Source organism: Amycolatopsis keratiniphila subsp. keratiniphila, assembly GCF_001620365.2.
Lineage (GTDB): Bacteria > Actinomycetota > Actinomycetes > Mycobacteriales > Pseudonocardiaceae > Amycolatopsis > Amycolatopsis keratiniphila.
This window is the reverse complement of the sequence record NZ_LQMT02000027.1, coordinates 24,056-40,969: the sequence shown is the minus strand read 5'-3', so window position 1 is coordinate 40,969 and position 16,914 is coordinate 24,056. Positions and strand designations below refer to the sequence as shown.

Sequence of the window (16,914 nt, the reverse complement as noted above, 5' to 3'; positions counted from 1 at the left end):
TTCGCGACATGATCGCCAGGGTGGCACCGGGCCCGGCCACGGCCGACGTTGCGAAAGCCACTTTCGCAACGTTGAAGGTTGCGAAAGTGGCTTTCGCAACCCACCGCGGAGACACCCTTGGCCTTAACCGTCCTTAACACTCACAAGGCGTGCGGTGGCGCCGCACTCGCGTGTTCGAAGCCGGAACACGCGTGATCAGCGGCGGAACTCGCGAGTGCCGCTTCCAGTCACGCGAGTTACGTACCTGATCACGCGACTTACGTCCTTACGCACGCCCGCACCTGCGTTCCCAGCCGAGACCTGACAGTCCCCGGTCAGGGTTCGACGGTGGTTTCCGCCCAGGTGAGGCAGGTCCAGCCGGCGGCGGTCCCGACGAGTTCGACGATGCCGGTGTTCGGGATGAGGCCCTGGTTGGCGATCTCCGCGGTCACGTTCCCGGCGAGCCATTCGCCGCCCAGCCGGATCGCGCCGCCGTGGCTCACCAGCACCACCGTGCCGTCGGGGTCGGCCTGCTCGTGCTTGGCGCGCAGCCGGGTGACCGCGTCGAGCAGCCGGGCGCGGACCTGCGCGCCGGTCTCGCCGCCGGGGATCGGCGGGTCGAGTTCGCCGAGGGTCCACCGGCGCACGACGCTCATGTAGGTGGTGATCGAGTCCTTGTCCGTCTTGCCTTCGAGGTCGCCCGCGGCGACCTCGTGCACGCCGTCGAGGACCTGGACGTCAAGGCCGAGCTTGGCGGCCAGCGGCGCGGCGGTCTGCTGGGCCCGGATCGCCTGCGAGGCGTAGACGGCGACGATCGGCTCGCCGTCCAGCCGGTTCGCGAGGTCCCGCGCCTGCTCGCGGCCCAGCTCGGTGAGCGGCGGCCCCGGGAGCGCGGTGTCGAGCGCGCCGCGCACGTTGCCGTCGGTCTGGCCGTGGCGGACGAGGAGAAGTTTCACGCCTGTGCTCCCTTCCGTACCGACTGGACCCAGTCGATCGCGTCGGTGAAATCCTCGTTGGCGGCGCCCGGCTCGATCTCGGTCGTGCCGTTGTCCGCGCGCGGGTGGGAGCCGAGGAACCGCACGTTGCGGCACCGGCGGCGCAACGCGGCCAGCGCGTCGCCGATCCGGGGCTCGGCCACGTGCCCCTCGAAGTCGATGAAGAAGCGGTACTCGCCGAAGTTGTTCCTGGTCGGGCGGGCGTCCAGTTTGGTCAGGTTGATCCCGCGGACCGCCAGTTCGGTGAGCAGCTCCGCCAGGGCGCCGGTCCGGTTCGTGGCGGCGGCGACGATGGACGTGCGGTCGGCCCCGGTCGGCTCCGGCAGCTCGCCGGGGGCGCGGACCAGCAGGAACCGGGTCTTGGCGTCGCGGACGTCGGCGACCTCGGTGGCCCGCACCTCCAGCGGATAGTGCTCGACCGCGACCGGCGCGGTCACGGCCGCGTCGAACTCGCCCTCGGCCACCGCGACCGCGGCCGCCGCCGTGGACGACGTCGCGACCGGATGCGCGCCGGGCAGGTTCGCCTCGACCCAGTGACGGACCTGGGCGAGCGCGTGCGGATGGCTCGCCACGGTGCGGATCTCGGTCGTCCCCGGCCGGGTCAGCACGCTGAAGTGGACGGGCAGCAGCACCTCCGCCACCGCGACCAGCGGCTCGGCCTCGCTCAGGCTGTCGAGGGTGGCGGTGACCGCGCCCTCCACCGAGTTCTCGATCGGGACACAGGCCGCGTCGGCCGCGCCCGAGCGCACCGCGGCCAGTGCCGCCGGGATGGTCTCCGCGGGGATCAGCTCCTCACCGGAGGCGAGCCGGCGCGCGGCCTGTTCGGTGAAGGTTCCCTGGGGGCCGAAGTAGGCGATCCGTGACACCCCGCCAGATTACGCACGGCGCGGGTGGCGACTTTCACTCGGACAGCCGGTACGCGCACCGGTTACGCCGGGTGGCTTTTTTTGCCATGCTTAGGGCGTGACCGCCGAACCGGGCACCCACACCGGCCACCAGGATGGCGGCTCCTCTTTCGCTCCCGTGCCGGACCATCCCACTCCGGAGCTGGTGCTGTGCGCCGTCGATGACCTGCTCGCCGAAGCCTGGACGACCGTCGCGGACACCGTGGACGGCCGGGTCTTCGTGCACCGCGGCTCCGTGCTCGACGTCGTCGCGCAGGCCGTCGTCAGCCCCGCGAACTCCTACGGCTGGATGCGTGGCGGCATCGACGCCGTCTACGCCCGCGCGTATCCCGGCGTCGAGCAGAACGTCCGCAGCGCGGTCCTCGCCTACCACGGCGGCGAGCTGCCGATCGGCGAAGCGGTGATCGTGCCGACCGGCGAGGCGGAGCCCGCCTGGCTGATCAGCGCGCCGACGATGCGGGAACCCGGCGAACGCCTCCCGCGCGACACCGTGCACCCGTACCTGGCCGCCCGCGCGGTGTTCCAGCAGTGGCGCGACGGCCGTCTCGACCAGGGCCGCGTCCGTGATCTCGTGCACACGATCGCGATGCCGGGGCTCGGTACCGGCGTCGGCGGAGTCGCCCCCGCCTCCTGCGCCCGGCAGGTCGCCGCGGCCTGGGACGAGGTCTTCACGCCCGGTCGTCCTCGTAACGGACGGTAGCGCCCCGAAGCGGGCTACATCACATCGCGGCGCGTTCACGAGCCGTAAGCCCTACCGTTAAAGCGGCTTCATCCGGTTCGAGGCACGTTCACCCGCCGAGAACTCGTCAACACGGTTTTTGTACGGCGCCAGCGCAGGCGACGGGCGAGGAGTGTGCGATGCCGCGGGTCCGTGAGCTCAGTCCCTACGTCGAGCTGCACCGTGAGCAGTGGCGCGAGTTGCGCAGGTCGACTCCCCTGCCGCTGACCGCCGCGGAACTGCTGCGGCTGCGCGGTCTCGGTGAACAGGTCGACCTGGCCGAGGTCGCCGAGGTCTACCTCCCGCTCTCCCGGCTGATCAATCTCCAGGTCGCCGCCCGGCAACGGTTGTACGAAGCCACCACCACCTTCCTCGGTGAGGACAGCCGGGGCACCAAGGTGCCCTACATCATCGGCATCGCCGGGAGCGTCGCCGTCGGCAAGTCGACCACCGCGCGCATCCTGCGCACCCTGCTCGCCCGCTGGCCGGATCACCCCAGGGTCGACCTGGTCACCACCGACGGGTTCCTCTACCCGCGGGCCGAGCTCGTCCGGCGCGGAATCATGCACCGCAAGGGTTTCCCGGAGAGCTACGACCGGCGGGCGCTGCTGCGGTTCGTCACCGAGGTGAAGTCCGGGGCCGAACGGGTCAGCGCGCCGGTGTACTCGCACCTCGCCTACGACATCCTTCCCGACGAGGAACAGGTCGTTCAGCAGCCCGACATCCTGATCCTCGAAGGGCTGAACGTCCTCCAGCCCGGCCCCCGGCTCACCGTCTCCGATCTGTTCGACTTCTCGATCTACGTGGACGCGCCGACGAGCGACATCGAACGCTGGTACATCGAGCGCTTCCTCAAGCTGCGGCACACCGCCTTCGCGGACCCGGCGTCGCACTTCCACCACTTCGCCGGCCTTCCGGACGACGAAGCCCGGGCCGAGGCGCGCCACCTGTGGCACACGATCAACGAGCCGAACCTGATGGAGAACATCAAACCGACGCGGCCGCGGGCGACGCTCGTGCTCCGCAAGGACGCCGACCACACGATCAACCGGGTCCGGCTGCGCAAGCTCTGATCGACACACCGCGTAACCGGACGATCGCGGGTTTCCCGCTCCCCGCCGTTCCCTCACAAGCAGGAGCCTTCGCACCACCGGCGAGCCGGTGATGTCCTCTCGTCGCGCACCGCTGTCGCCGAGCGGGTTTCCTCGGCCGATCGGCCGATCCACGCTCAGTACGTGTAACCGGTTGGCCGATACCGGCTACCGCCCCCCACCGCGACCCTTGTGTCAGGGGAACGAAAGGTCTCGAAAGGACCTTGAGCAGGGAGGAGGGTCACGATGTTCTCGATCATCCTGACCTGGGTCGGCTCGATTCTCGGACTCGCACTCCTGGTGGCCATGGCCGCCGGCGCCTTCGTCGTCGACTTCGACGACGCCCGAGGGGACCGCCGCCGGAAGAAGCCCCAAGTCGCCGAGACCAAGGGCTCCCCCGCGGCTCCGCTGAGCTGAGCCTCCGGCGCTCAGAGCTCGTCGAGCGCCTTCCGGTAGTCGTCGACGTCGTAGTCCATCTCGTGTTCGCCCGCTTCGGTGAGCTGGGCGGACAACGCTTCGATGAGGCGGTCGAAGATCTCCTCGCGCTCCTGCCCGGTCTCGCTCAGCCGCAGCACGGCCTGCCAGACCTCGGCGGGCTCGTCGTCCCAGAGCTGGTCGACGATCGTGGTCTTGAGCGCGAGCCGCATCCTCGGCTCGCCGTCGAAGGTCTCCTCCGCCAGCGCCTCGTGGTACTCGGGGTGCTCGCCGATCACCAGCAGGCGGCGCTGTTCGGGGTCGGCGGGCTCGAGTTCCAGCTCCTCGTCGCCGATCTCCGCGTAGACCGTCGGGACGGCGAACATCCGGCGCGCCAGCGCGTCCGCGAGTTCCGCCGGGTCTTCGATCCCTTCCGAGCCGTCGAAGTAGACGTCCAACGCCGAGTCCTCGTCCTGCGCGAACTCCTCCAGGAACTCGGTCGCGCTCTCCAGCAGCGCCACCCGCGCGGCCTCGGGCAGCCCGGCGCGGTCGGCGGCCCAGGTGACCCAGCCGAGCAGGGCGGGCTCCAGCGCGTCTTCGTAGGCCTCGTCGATCTCGAACTCGCCGTCCAGCAGCGATTCGAGGAACCGGGCGAGCTTCTCGGGCCCGACCCGCAGCGGGCTGCCCGGCTCGGTCTCGCAGCCGTAATCGACGAGCAGGCGCGCGTAGAACCGCGTCGCGTCCGTGTCCTCCACGAGTCCGGAGCCGATGAAGTCGGCGACGACCTCTTCGCGGACCTGCTCGGGCCATTCGGAGATCTCGGGCGACGGTTCGGGCTCGGGAAGCGCCCGGATCCAGGCCAGCGCGAGCGCGTGGAACCGCGCGTAATCCTCGCTGACGTCGGGTTCTTCGACGACGTCCGTCGCGGCGAGGCCGTCCGCGAGCAGCTGGTGGGCCCGCTCGGGCAGCACCCGCTCCAGCGTGACCAGGTCCGGGTCGTCGGCGGCCTGCTGGCGCATCTCGGCCAGCACGTCCTGCGGTTTGTCGACCACGACGACGTCGCGGATCCGGCCGCCCTCGGCGAAGTCGACCAGGGCGAGCAGGCCGTGCTCGACACCGCCGCGGGAGAACACGCAGAGCAGGGAGGACTCGTCACCGAAGACGTCGCCGGTCCGCCAGCAGTCCCCCACGGTCACCGCGGCGAGGTCCCCGGCCCACTCCGGCTCCGGGATCCCGCGGCCCAGCACGGTGCCGAGCGCCGAAGCGGCCGCCTCGCGCTCCTCCTCGGTCTCGGCGAAGACGCGCAATGCGGCGAGCAGCGCGGCCGCGGCGGGGGTGATCTTCCGCTCGGCGAACGCGATGAGCTCCAGGCCCAGTGGCGTCTCGTCCTCCTCGACCTCGATGTCCCACCACTGGCCGAGCACCTCGGACGTCAGCAGCTCGACGTCGAGCACCTCGGGTTCGGCGCCAAGGGTCGAGAAGTCCCGGAGGACGTCCTTGAAGAGGCCCGTCACACTCGGGGTGGAGGGCTGGGCTGCCTTCTTGCGGGCACGGCTGACCGGACTCATGGCGACATGTTTTCACGCGGGCCCGATCGGGCTCGTCGCGGTGGCCCTGGGCGCGGAACACGGGTCCCGTCCGCGGGGAGGACGCGGACGGAAACCGGTTACAGGACCACCGCGACTTCGACCTTCTTCGCCGGGTTTCCTCGGTTCACTCGAATAACGACGGCCGGCGAGAGCGGTTACGCGCCGACCGGTTTCGGAATCGCGATTCTCGCCGCCTTGACCTCGGCGATCAGCCGGGTCTTGCGTTTGTGTATTTCCACCAATGTGCCGAGGTACGAGCTGAATTCTTCGGCCATACCGGCCTTTTTGTGCACCGTGCGCAGTTTGCGCAGTTGCCGGGCCGCCTCGCGGTAGGAGTGCGGATCTTTCCGCGTGATCAATTCTTCGACATGGTCCCGATACACGGGAATGGTTTCGGCGGGATGGGCGACGGAACGCGCGTCCGCGAGTTCGACACGCATCGGCAAAGAGGCCTCGAACCGCACCGCCGCCCGCCATGCCTCGTCGGCGCGGTCCTCGCCGAGCAACGCGCGGACGAGTTCGTCGGCGGCCGGGGTGCTGCCGGCGGCGAGTTCACGCAGACGGGCCAGCGCGGTCTTCCGCTGGGCGACCCAGCGCCCCGCTTCCAACGACTCCTCGCGCAGGGCGAGGTAGGTGGCGGCCGTCGGGTTCTCGTCGAAGTCCTTACGCGACAAAGGATCTTTTTCCGCCTGAGGCGCTTCTTCCTTCTTGTCGTGGGTGAGTGCCCGCGCCGCGTGCGCGATGGCCTCGCTGTGCCGTCCCGCCGCGCGCAGCACGCGCACGATCTTGAGGCTGACGTCCACCCGCGGCGGTTTGGCGGCGAGGATCGCGACGAGCGCGTCGACGTCGCCGGACACCTCCGCCAGCTCCTCGCGCAGCCGCTCGGCCGTCTCGCGTTTCGCACCGGACGGCCGCTCCGCCAGTACCGCGTCCACAGTGGACCGTATCCGCGCGATTCCCTTTTCCCCCAAGGCGGAGGCGAAGTCGGCCAGCTCGATGACGGGCCGGCCGGGCCCGTCGAACTCGACCTCGAGGATCCAGGCGGCCAGGCTTTCGGGATCCGGCGGACGGGCCGCACAGGCCCGCGCGTACAGCTCGACGGCCCGGTCCAGCCGGTCCGCGACCTCGCCCGAGGTGTCGTCGATCTGCTCCAGCATCTCGCTGATGTCGTCCACGGTCCGGCGGGCGAGCGGCGCGAGGTCGGCCCGGCTGCCGGCGTCGAGAAGCCGCTGAAGCGTGTCGAGGACGGAGCCGACCTTCGCGGCGTACTCGACGTTGCCCGCCAGCACGGCGGTGTCGAGGAGGCGGTGCGCCTCGGCGACATCACTCCCCTGGGTGGCGAAACGGTTCTCCAGAGCCTGCCGTAACTCAGGGTCACGCTCGGCCTGGGCGTGCAGCAGGTCCGCCAGCGTTTCCGCGTCCAAAGTACGCAGGTAGGGGCGCAGATCCGTCGGGGAACTCACCCGGACAAGTCTGCCCGACCGCTTCGCCGACTCGTGTGGGCCAACAGCGTGCTCTTTTCGGCGTAATCGCTCACCAGGTGTGACCAGGTCAGCGGCACCGCGTCGAGCCGGGACGGACAGCGGATGATCGGGATCGGAAGCCGCTTGGCCAGCTGCATGACGATCGCCATCACCACCACCGCGAGCAGCGAAATCGCCGCGGCGGCGGCGAGGGCGCCGCTCAGCACCCGGCGTCCGCCGTCGATCGCGAGCTGCGCCGAGTGCTCGATCTGGCGTGCGGCGAGATCGCCGAGGGTCCGGCCGACGACGCCGGCCGCGACACGCCAGGCGTCCTGGCCGACGGGCGGCGGCGTGGCCGCGCTCAACGCGGTTTCGACCGCGCCGAACCGGCTCCAGTCCACGCTCCCGACGAGTTCGCGGTAGGTCCGTCGGCTACTTTCCGTCAGCTTTCCGGCGACGGCGTCGAGCCTGGACCGGTAAGCGCCCACGGCCGCGGCGTAGTCGCGCCGCCCCTCGTCGTCGATCCCGGCGACCGCGAGGGAATCGCTGCGGTCCATGCCTTCGACGGCGGTGAGCAGCTCGACGGCGATCGTCTGCTGAAAGCCGACTTCGGCGTCCGGAGCGGCCCGCGCGACCTCGCGCAAGGAGGAAAGCGAAGTGTCGATGCGGTCGGCGTACGCGGTGTATGTGGCGGAACGGCTGCCCGGCGCCCGCAACGCGACCGCCCGCTCCCGCTGCAGCGACGCGATCCCTCGGCTCGCTTCGGCCAGGGTGATGGCCCCGCTCTCGGCGTCGTCGCGGTCCTGGATGGCCTGCTGGACGAGGAATCCGCCGATGAACAACGCGACGAGCACCAAGGCCGCGCTCGGCACGAACGCGATGGAGAGCATGCGAGACCGAAGGCTTCGCTGGTACGTCAAGACTTTCCTTCCGGATCGTTCCCCGACGCCCAGCGACGCTATGCAAGTTGCAAATTGCACGTCAACGCTCGTCCGCCATACGGCCGTTAGCGCACCGTGACGATCTGGTAGGCACGGCACGTGACTCTCGACGACCTCAACCAGCGCCTCCGCGACTTCGCCGCGGCACGGGCCTGGGAACCGTTCCATACCCCGAAGAACCTGGTCATGGCGCTGTCCGGGGAAGTCGGTGAGCTGACTTCGCTGTTCCAGTGGCTCACCCCGGAGGAATCGGCGGAGTGGCGCTCCGATCCCGAGCTGGCGCACAACGTCGTCGACGAGATCGCCGACGTCACGCTGTATCTCCTCCAGCTGGCGAACAGCCTCGGGGTGGACCTGATCGAGGCGGCCAACGCCAAGATCGATCGGAACGAACACCGGTTCCCGGCGCCCGGTTAGCCGCCTTTCGGGTCTTGTGGGGCGTTCGTTCGGCGGAAACACTGTGCCGACGTCCCTGGAGGTGGCCCTTGTCGCGTTCGGCTCGCACCGTGTTCCTGGCCCTGATGCTGTCACTGAGCGCGGTCGCCGCGCCGGCGTACGCGGCGCCACCGCCGACGGCGCCGCATCGCGATCCCGGCAACGGGCCGGAGCGCAACGAGGTGGCCGCGACCGACCCGCCGATGAGCGTCGCGCGGGCCGCGGCGGGCGAGAACGTCGCGGGTGACCATTCGGGGTATCCGCGCAAGACGAAGCTGCGCGTGTATCCGGAGAACACGGCCGACAAGTCGATCAAGCTCGGGCTGGCGCCGTATCACGCGATCGCGCCGAAGCTGAACGCGTTGCAGGCGCGCAGTGACCGGATCTCGGTCGAGATCGCCGGGCAGTCCGGGTTGGGCCGCGACCTCTACCTGGTGACGCTGACCGCGCCGGAGAGCCGGTCCGAGACGCGACGGCAGGACGCCTGGCGGTCGCTGATCGAGAACGATCCGGCGCGGGCCGCGCGCGACCCGTTCCTGCGCCACGGTTACAAGGCGCCGGTGTGGATCAACAACAACATCCACGGCAACGAATGGGAAGGCACCGACGGCGCGCTCCGCGTCATCGAGAAGCTGGCGACGTCGAACGATCCCAAGACCGTCGAACTGCTGAAGCGGAACCGCTTCTACTTCAACGTCACGGCCAATCCGGACGGCCGCGTCGCAGGCACGCGGCAGACGTCGCAGGGCTTCGACCCCAACCGCGACTTCGTGACCGCGTCGCAGCCGGAGGTGCGGGCCATGCGCGGGATCGCGATCGGCAAGCAGCCGCTGATGATGCTGGACGAACACGGCTACGTCGAGAACACGCTCATCGAGCCGACCACGCCGCCGCACGGCCAGAACTACGACTTCGACCTCTACATCAAGCACGGGTACGCCAACGGGCTCGGCATGGAGCAGGCGGTCAAGGCGCTCGGGCGCCCGGAGACGGCGAAGCCGGAGATCCCGTTCCGCGACTACGACCCCGGCAGCTGGGACGGCTGGGCACCGATCTACACCGCCCAGTACGCGATGTACCACGGCGCGGTGTCGTTCACGATCGAAATCCCGATGCGGGTGAACAACGCGGACTACGAAAACCAGCCGGTGGCGGAACTCCAGCGGCGCGCGGTGATCAACACCGAGGTCGTCGAGGCCACCATCGGCAGCACGCTGAGCTACGTCGACCGCAACCGCGGCGAACTCATCGCGAACCAGATCGAGATGTTCCGCCGCGGCACGGCCGGTGAAGCGCAGCGCGAGATCCCCGACGGGTTCGTGCCCGGTTTCGGGCCGGAAGACCGCTACCGCACGGAGTTCCCGCGGGCGTACGTCATCCCCACCGGGGCCGACCAGCGTTCGGCCGTCGCCGCTTCCCGGCTGGTCGACCATCTGGTGGCCAACGACGTCCGGGTGCGGCAGGCCGATCGCCCGTTCTCGCTGGCGGGACGCCGCTACCCGGCAGGTTCGTACCTGGTCGACATGCACCAGCCGAAACGCGGGCTGGCGAACGTGATGCTGGAGCAGGGTAGCGACATCTCGGCGAAGGTGCCGGTCATGTACGACATCTCCGGCTGGAGCCATCGCCTGCTCTGGGGCGCGTCGGTCGACATCGTGAAGCAGGGCAGGCTCGACGTCCGTGCGCACGACGTCGTCGCGGCGTCGCCGACCGGTGGCGTCGACGCCGCACCCGGCCGGGACCTCGCGCTGAAGCTGGTCGACGCCAAGGACGTCAGTGCCATCAACGACCTGCTGAACCGGGGCCTCGCCCTCGGCCGCACGGACGACGGCACGATCGTCGTCCCCGCGTCGGCCCGCCCGGCCGCCGCCGAGGTGGCGGACCGCTACGGCGTCCGGTTCACCGAGGCACACGGGACGGCGACCCCGCTGAGCCGCAAGACGATCGCGGCCGCCGTCGGGGCGGACGAGCTGAAAGCGCTGCGGGACATGGGCTTCGACGTGCGGCCGGTGTCGGCGGCGGTGCTCAACGCGGGCTTCGACTGGTCCAGGGTGGACCTGCTGTTCGTCTCATCGGGACTGCGGTACACCGACCTCACTCCGGCCGCGAAGGACGCTTTGCGTGCCTTCCTCACCCGCGGCGGCGTGGTCACCCGCGGTGCCACGGGCGCGCGGTTCAACACCGACGCGGGGCTTCTCGAAGCACGTCCGGTGGCGGGCTGGGAGGACGGGAACGGCGTCGTTTCGGTCGTCAACGGGACCGGCCCGGTCGGTGCCGGCGCGCTGCCGGACTCGTTCGTCTACGGGCCGTTCTGGTTCACCGATCTCGGCTCCTCGGTCACCGTCGAACAGCGCTACGCGAGCGGGAACCCCCTGGTCGCGGGGCATTGGCGGACCCGGGACGACGGGACCGGCGGGCCACTGCAGGCGGCGGGCCAGGCGGCCGTCGTGTCCGGGACTACCGGGCTCGGCGGGCGGGCAGTGCTGTTCGGTACCGAACCGCTGTTCCGCGATCACCCGAAGGGCTTGTACTCGCAGGTGGCCAAGGCGGTTTACTGGGCGGCCTCGAAGTAACGTGGGGGTATGCCGATCCAGGTGCTGCTCATCGACGACCACGAGGTGGTGCGGCGCGGTCTGCGTGACCTCCTCACCGACGAGCCCGACATCGAGGTGGTCGCCGAGGCGAGCGGGGTGGACGAGGCGCTCGCCGTGGCGATGCACGTCGAGCCGGACGTCGCCGTGGTCGACGTGCGGCTCGGCGACGGCGACGGCATCGCGCTCTGCCGCGAGCTGCGCTCGAAGCCGAACCCGCCGCAGTGCCTGATGCTGACCGCGTTCGACGACGAGGAGGCCATGGTCGGCGCGATCATGGCGGGTGCGGCCGGTTACCTGCTGAAACAGGTCCGCGGTCAGGACGTCGTCAACGCGGTCCGCGAGGTCGCGGCGGGCCGGTCGCTGCTCGACCCGCTGTCGACGGCGCGGGTGCTCGACAAGCTGCGGCATCCGCCCGAGGACGAACTCGGCTCGCTCACCGAACGCGAGCGCGAGGTGCTGGACCTGATCGGGCAGGGCATGTCCAACCGTGAGATCGCGGAGCGCCTGTTCCTCGCCGAGAAGACGGTGAAGAACTACGTGACGTCCGTGCTCGCGAAGCTGGGCATGCAGCGCCGCACGCAGGCCGCGGCGTGGATCGCGCGCCGGGACAGGTAGTGCGCGAAAAAGGTACCCCCCCCCCGTCGTTTTGGGCGAAGGTCCCGGTCGATCCCGAGTTCGACCAGTGGCTCACGGTCCGGTTCTCCCACCGCGTCCTGGTCGTCGTCCGCACCGTCACCACCCTGACCCGGCTGCTCGACGTCGTGTCGCTGCTGAAAGACGATCCGCGGGTCCAGATCGTCTTCACCCACAACGAGCGCGAGCCAGCGATCCTTTCCTCCGGGGTCGGTGAGTTCCTCGCCTCGCTGGACGCGAAGGTCATCTCCTGGGAGCAGGCCGTCGAGACCCGGTTCGACCTGGCGATCGCCGCCAGCGAGAACGACGAACTCCACCGGGTGAACGCGCCCGTCCTGCTCGTGCCGCACGGCATCGGACACCAGAAGCACTACCCGCACCAGACGGTCATTTCCGGACTGAACCCGGCGCGGCTGGTCCGCGACGGTCAGGTCGTCCCCAGCCGGATCGGCCTTTCGCACAGCAATCAGCTGCGCTATCTCCGGCGGACCTGTCCGCAAGCCGAACCGCACGCCGTCGTGGTCGGCGACCCCTGTCACGACCGGATGCTCGCCAGTCTCAACCGCGCGGCCCGCTACCGGCGCCTGCTCGACGTCCGTGACCGCAAACATGTCGTGCTGGCCTCCACCTGGGGGCCCGATTCCCTGCTGGGCACCGATCCGGGCCTGCCCGCACGGCTGCTCACCGAGCTCCCCGTCGACGAGTACAAGTTCAGCCTCATCGCGCATCCGGGCGCTTGGGCCGCGCACAGTCCGTGGCAGCTCCGCGCGTGGCTGTCGCGGGCCCGGCGAGCGGGGCTCGCCGTGATCCCGCCCCAACGCGGCTGGCAGGCGACCGTCGTTTCCGCGGATTGCCTGATCTCCGACGGCGGCTCCATCGCGCTGTACGCGGCCGCCGCGCGGATCCCGGTGCTGATCGGCAGCCGGGAACCCGCCACCGTGGTGCCGGATTCCCCGCTCGCGGAACTACTGACCAGGGCCCCGCGGCTCGACCAGGAACGCGATCTACGCGAACAGGTCGACCAGGCGTGCGCCGCGGGACCGCTCACCGAGGTCGCGGCGCAGGCGGTCGAGTTCTCCGGCAAGTGCGCGGAGCTTCTTCGTCCCGTTCTCTACGAACTGATGCGGCTCACGGAGCCGGAGACCCGGGCGGTCTTCCTCCCCGTTCCCGATCCGGTGCCGGACGTCACGGAGCCCGCGACGTTCTCCGTCGAGGTTCGGCAGCACGCGGACCATCTGACGGTTTCCCGGTTCCCCACCGAACAGACCGGACGGTCCGGCTCCCTCGATCGCCATGTCGTCGCCCACGAGGAACTGTCCACTTTGGACGAACTCGAAGGTGCCGCCGCGGTCTACTGCGAGTTCACCGGTGAGGATGCGGAATTCGACGGCTGGGCAAGGGAAATCGCCCAGCGCCGTCCCGATGCCGGGCTCATCGCCGGGATCGGCGCGGAGCGGTGTCTGCTCTGGAGTGCCGGGGAACCGGTCGTCGAACTCACCACGCGAGGTGAGCCGCTGGCCGCGATTTCCGCCTATTACTGGCGCAGGAGCCGAAACCTCCCGGCGACCGGGTCGTTCCGCGTGCGGGAGGGCCACCACGTCCGGAACGTCGTCGCCTCGGTGCTCACCGGATGAGCGGCGGCTCGGTGTAGATCTTGGCGTGCACCCCGCCCGCACGCGGGTGCTTGACCGCTTGCAACCGCTGCCAGACGCCGGACCAGTATTCGCGTGCCTTGCCGAAGTCCCCGGCGGCCCAAGCGGCGTCCCCGAGTGCCTCGGCGATCTCCAGGTCGTACTGATCGCTCCCCGTCGGAGCCACCATGCGCCAGACCTCCGGTACCAGATCGAGCGCCTGCCGCGCGGCCTCCGCCGTCCCCGATCGGCTCAGCGCCTTCGCCCGCACCAGCCACACCTGGGCGAGGTCACGTTTGTTGCCGGGGTCCGTGTTCGCCTCGGCTTCTTCCAACAGCTGGAACGCCCCGGCGAGGTCCCCGAGCAGCACCTGGACGTTGGCGAGCATCCTCGCGTGCAGCCCTTGCCCTCGGAAGGGAAGCCCGCCCAACGTCCGGCTGATCTTCAGCGCCTCGAAGAAACACGCCGACGCCTCGGTGTACTGGCCTCGTTCCCGGTGGAAGAGCCCGCGGAACTCCCAAAGCGACGCCCGCAGCTGCCGATTCGTTTCGGTCTCGGGCGACTCGAGCCGTCGCAGCAGCTCTCCCAGCTTGCCGAACTCCTTCTCCGCCCGCGGAAACTCCTGAAGCAACGAGTGCAGCCGTGCCTGCTGTGCGATGGTCCTCAACTGGAGCGGGACGTCGCCGAGGGCCTCCGCGCTCGCGATCCCCTGTTCGTTGATCTCCGCGAGTTCGCGCAGATGTCCCCGGTGCAGCCCGACGATTTCCAAGGCGCCGCAGATCTGCGTCAGCTCGCGATGGAGCCCGGCGTCGTGGGCCGGTTTCGCCAGCGCGCGGTACGTCGGGATTTCGGCGACCAGCAGATCGATCGCGTCCTGCCCAGGGGCGAGGTCCAAGGGCCGGGTGCCCTCCGGCAGCGTCTGGTCGTACAGCCTCAGCCGCCGGTCGCCCATCTTCCAGTGATCCGCCTGCACCGCTCTGGTGCGGTGGAAACGCACGAGCCGCGGGAATCCCTCGCCGTCCCCCTCATGCCCCGCGCGAGTGAGCGCCTGCCTCGCCTGTTTGGTCAGCCGCAGGCGCTTGCCGGGCTCCTCGGTCACGAAGAAGACCGACTGGAGATGCACCAGCCCGTCGAGGACCTCGAACGGTTCGCAACCGGCGACAGCCGCTGCCGCCTCGTGCGTGAAGCTCGGTCCCGGAATTCCGCTCAGCGCCAGGCAAAGATCCCGTTCCCGCGCCGGGAGCCCGGCGAGAACCCGATCGAAGGCGGCACTCACGGGACCGAGTGCGCGCCCGCTGCTCAGTTCCTTCGCGAGGAGCTGGAGCGGCCGAGCCGCCAGTGCCGCCCGCTGCCTCGCCGCGATCGCGGCGGCGACCACCGTCGCCGGGAAACGGTCACATTCGACGAGGACTTCGAGCGCGCCTTCGGGATCGGCGGCGAGGAGGTCGGTCCCCGCGATCGCTTCGAAAAGCATCCGATCCGCACCCTCTTCGAGCCTGCTGAGGGGTACATGCCGGGGATACTGCGTCACGAGCTCGTCGGACGGCCCTTCCGTCAACGCGAGCACCAGGCTCATCGGCGCCGGAGGCACCAGCGCCTGGAGATCGCGGACGTTCTCGACCGAGTCGAAGACCAGAAGCAGGCGCAACGGCCCGAGGACGTCGTTGTACTGGGTCTTCAGTTCCCCGGCACCGGGCGTGATGAGCTTCGGCTCCACGCCCAACGCCTGGAGTACGGCCTCCCGCACCTGGCTGATCCTCAACGGCGCGCCCGGGCCGTCGCGATGGTCCGCGAGGTCGATCAGCAGCGCGCCATCGGGATACGCCCCGCCGGAGCGTGTCCCGTAGTGCTCGGCGAGCGTCGTCTTGCCCACCCCGGAGGGGCCGGAGAGCACCACGACGCCCGTGCCGCCCAGCTGAGCCTGAGCGCCGACGCGGTCGAACAGGTTCGGTGACCGGGGCACGATCCGCGGCCGGTCGTGACCCATCGCGAGCATGCTTCCGACCAGCTCGCGCAATTCCCCCGCCACGGCGGGATCTTCCGCGGCCAGGCGGCGAACCGCGGCCTCCAGCGCGGCCGGGTCGGAACGCAGGCGTTTCTCGTCCCGCCGCCCCGAAAGCTTCTTCCAGAGGTACTCGGCGACCTTGCCCCCACCGGTGAACACCAGCGCGACTGTCTGTTTGACGAGCTCCGCCTGAAACGGATCGGTCACCTGTAAACCCCCTCACAGCTGTATCCGACACGCTAGCAGCGCGGATCATGCACGTCACTCACCGTGAGGCAGGGGTCCTACGGCTACTTGACGAGGCCCAGCAGTTCGGCCACTTGTCCGGTCACCAGGAAGAAGAGAATGCCTGCCATCACGATCAGAACGCTGATGAACGCGCGGCCTCGCTGCAGAACCGTGTCGGCTGTCTCCACCCACCGTTGCCAGCGTGGCCGGGTGACCGGCTGCTCCGGCACGTTCGCCACTAGCGACGCGTACCGGTCGGGAAGCAAATTGAACTCCTCCACGGAGACCAGTGCCAACCCCGCAATGACGAGTTCTCGATACCTTTGCGTGTTCTCTGCGCTCCGCGCAGCGCCGATGGATTCACTCCGAAGCGCCCAGGCGACGTCCTGATATGTGGTTCGCAGGCGCTCGTAGTCGTGCGGAGTGAGACGGCGCTCAGTTCCGCGGACATACCGTTCGACATGGCGCGCCAGACCGAAGCCCATTTCATGCATCAGGTTCCGCGACCGGGACGCACGGAAGGACCAGGGCAGATGCGGCGGTCGCCGGTAAGACTCGTCCGGCCGCCGCATGGCAAGGAATTCAAGAATAGAGAATGAATCATCGATCAATCCTTGCTGCGGAGACGAAATACGGAGAAACCATTTAATCAGGCCAATCCAGAGGAGAGCCACACTGGCACTCAATGCGGTCGCAAAACCGAGCTTTGCGGCTTCAGGGCCGGTGCGCCCTCCTACCGGGAAAACCTCGATCGAGTACACCACGCCCGCCCAGATCGCGGGCAGGACGGCGCCAAAGACCAAGAACAACGAAACTCCTCGATCACGGGCCCTGGACACGGCAAACTCCCTGATCAGGCCCTTGATGTCCTCGATCCCCGGAACGGTCACGGCCTCCTCGTCCATACGCGAACGGATTCGCCCGTAAATCCAGCCGACCGACGCCAGGTAGAGGAGCACATAAACCACCGGGGCGGCCAAGATCCCTAAGAACAGCGGAAGAGTCAGAGTCACGCGCCAACTCAGAAACGCGAAACCGATCGCAACCGTCTCCGCTACAGAAAGAGCCACGATGATTCCGAAGACAAGCCACACCACTCGGGCGAATTTCCTCCACGTTGAACTTTTACCGTAAAACTCCTCGCCATAAAAAACTCTTGCGCCGAACCGCACCAAACCGTCTAGCAGGACCATCCATGAACCCGCATGAACAGTGAGAACAACCAGAACCAAGCCAAGTGTCGTAGCACTATAGCCGAGAATCATCGCCTCTGCAGTCATGTCTCTCCCCTTC

Annotated in this window: 14 protein-coding genes; 7 read left to right on the top strand and 7 right to left on the bottom strand. The window is 69.1% G+C overall.

What is annotated here, in order from left to right; translation table 11 throughout:
• Positions 1 to 314: 314 nt before the first annotated feature.
• Positions 315 to 935, bottom strand: a complete 621-nt coding sequence (locus tag AVR91_RS27555; protein WP_063275913.1) for a histidine phosphatase family protein — start codon at positions 933 to 935, stop codon at positions 315 to 317.
• Complete coding sequence (gene pheA, locus AVR91_RS27550) at positions 932 to 1,840, bottom strand: prephenate dehydratase (protein WP_063275912.1); 909 nt, start codon at positions 1,838 to 1,840, stop codon at positions 932 to 934. The genes AVR91_RS27555 and pheA overlap by 4 nt, the downstream gene beginning before the upstream one ends.
• Positions 1,841 to 1,937: 97 nt before the next feature.
• Here pheA and AVR91_RS27545 point away from each other — a divergent pair, with 97 nt between their 5' ends.
• The 3 genes from AVR91_RS27545 to AVR91_RS43425 all read left to right on the top strand — a co-directional run bounded on the left by AVR91_RS27545 (position 1,938) and on the right by AVR91_RS43425 (position 4,105).
• A complete protein-coding gene (locus AVR91_RS27545; RefSeq protein ID WP_063275911.1) occupies positions 1,938 to 2,579 on the top strand; it encodes a macro domain-containing protein in 642 nt (213 codons plus the stop codon).
• Positions 2,580 to 2,737: 158 nt separating this feature from the next.
• Positions 2,738 to 3,670, top strand: a complete 933-nt coding sequence (coaA, locus tag AVR91_RS27540; protein ID WP_038507400.1) for a type I pantothenate kinase — start codon at positions 2,738 to 2,740, stop codon at positions 3,668 to 3,670.
• 264 nt (positions 3,671 to 3,934) lie between these two features.
• Positions 3,935 to 4,105 carry a hypothetical protein gene (locus AVR91_RS43425; RefSeq protein ID WP_170064567.1) on the top strand — a complete coding sequence of 57 codons (171 nt, stop codon included), beginning with the start codon at positions 3,935 to 3,937 and terminating at the stop codon, positions 4,103 to 4,105.
• Between the two features lie 11 nt (positions 4,106 to 4,116).
• On the opposite strand, the gene AVR91_RS27535 is transcribed toward AVR91_RS43425, so the two are convergent.
• The 3 genes from AVR91_RS27535 to AVR91_RS27525 form a co-directional block, all read right to left on the bottom strand.
• Positions 4,117 to 5,670 carry a DUF1841 family protein gene (locus tag AVR91_RS27535; RefSeq protein WP_063275910.1) on the bottom strand — a complete coding sequence of 518 codons (1,554 nt, stop codon included), beginning with the start codon at positions 5,668 to 5,670 and terminating at the stop codon, positions 4,117 to 4,119.
• Positions 5,671 to 5,846: 176 nt separating this feature from the next.
• Positions 5,847 to 7,154 carry a hypothetical protein gene (locus AVR91_RS27530; RefSeq protein WP_143254122.1) on the bottom strand — a complete coding sequence of 436 codons (1,308 nt, stop codon included), beginning with the start codon at positions 7,152 to 7,154 and terminating at the stop codon, positions 5,847 to 5,849.
• A complete protein-coding gene (locus tag AVR91_RS27525; RefSeq protein WP_063275909.1) occupies positions 7,151 to 8,044 on the bottom strand; it encodes a nitrate- and nitrite sensing domain-containing protein in 894 nt (297 codons plus the stop codon). The genes AVR91_RS27530 and AVR91_RS27525 overlap by 4 nt, the downstream gene beginning before the upstream one ends.
• A gap of 150 nt (positions 8,045 to 8,194) precedes the next feature.
• Between AVR91_RS27525 and AVR91_RS27520 the strand changes: the two genes are divergently transcribed.
• The 4 genes from AVR91_RS27520 to AVR91_RS27505 all read left to right on the top strand — a co-directional run bounded on the left by AVR91_RS27520 (position 8,195) and on the right by AVR91_RS27505 (position 13,391).
• Positions 8,195 to 8,512, top strand: coding sequence for a nucleotide pyrophosphohydrolase (locus AVR91_RS27520; RefSeq protein WP_063275908.1), 318 nt, complete (start codon positions 8,195 to 8,197; stop codon positions 8,510 to 8,512).
• 68 nt (positions 8,513 to 8,580) lie between these two features.
• Positions 8,581 to 11,103, top strand: coding sequence for a M14 family zinc carboxypeptidase (locus AVR91_RS27515; protein ID WP_143254121.1), 2,523 nt, complete (start codon positions 8,581 to 8,583; stop codon positions 11,101 to 11,103).
• 9 nt (positions 11,104 to 11,112) lie between these two features.
• A complete protein-coding gene (locus tag AVR91_RS27510) occupies positions 11,113 to 11,739 on the top strand; it encodes a response regulator (RefSeq protein ID WP_016330621.1) in 627 nt (208 codons plus the stop codon).
• Positions 11,739 to 13,391 (top strand): hypothetical protein, encoded by a 1,653-nt coding sequence (locus tag AVR91_RS27505; RefSeq protein ID WP_063275907.1) that lies wholly within the window; start codon positions 11,739 to 11,741, stop codon positions 13,389 to 13,391. Before AVR91_RS27510 ends, AVR91_RS27505 begins: the two co-directional genes overlap by 1 nt.
• Here AVR91_RS27505 and AVR91_RS27500 read toward each other — a convergent pair.
• Positions 13,381 to 15,600, bottom strand: coding sequence for a hypothetical protein (locus AVR91_RS27500; RefSeq protein WP_063275906.1), 2,220 nt, complete (start codon positions 15,598 to 15,600; stop codon positions 13,381 to 13,383). The genes AVR91_RS27505 and AVR91_RS27500 overlap by 11 nt on opposite strands.
• An 83-nt stretch (positions 15,601 to 15,683) precedes the next feature.
• Entirely contained in the window at positions 15,684 to 16,901 is a 1,218-nt protein-coding gene (locus AVR91_RS27495) for a hypothetical protein (RefSeq protein WP_143254120.1), read from the bottom strand.
• Positions 16,902 to 16,914 lie beyond the last annotated feature (13 nt).

What these genes read in the sequence shown, in the direction of transcription:
- coaA (WP_038507400.1), top strand. Translation starts at nt 2,738, where the DNA reads ATGCCGCGGGTCCGTGAGCTCAGTCCCTACGTCGAGCTGCACCGTGAG.
- AVR91_RS43425 (WP_170064567.1), top strand. Translation starts at nt 3,935, where the DNA reads ATGTTCTCGATCATCCTGACCTGGGTCGGCTCGATTCTCGGACTCGCA.
- AVR91_RS27535 (WP_063275910.1), bottom strand. Translation starts at nt 5,670, where the DNA reads ATGAGTCCGGTCAGCCGTGCCCGCAAGAAGGCAGCCCAGCCCTCCACC.
- AVR91_RS27525 (WP_063275909.1), bottom strand. Translation starts at nt 8,044, where the DNA reads ATGCTCTCCATCGCGTTCGTGCCGAGCGCGGCCTTGGTGCTCGTCGCG.
- AVR91_RS27510 (WP_016330621.1), top strand. Translation starts at nt 11,113, where the DNA reads ATGCCGATCCAGGTGCTGCTCATCGACGACCACGAGGTGGTGCGGCGC.
- AVR91_RS27495 (WP_143254120.1), bottom strand. Translation starts at nt 16,901, where the DNA reads ATGACTGCAGAGGCGATGATTCTCGGCTATAGTGCTACGACACTTGGC.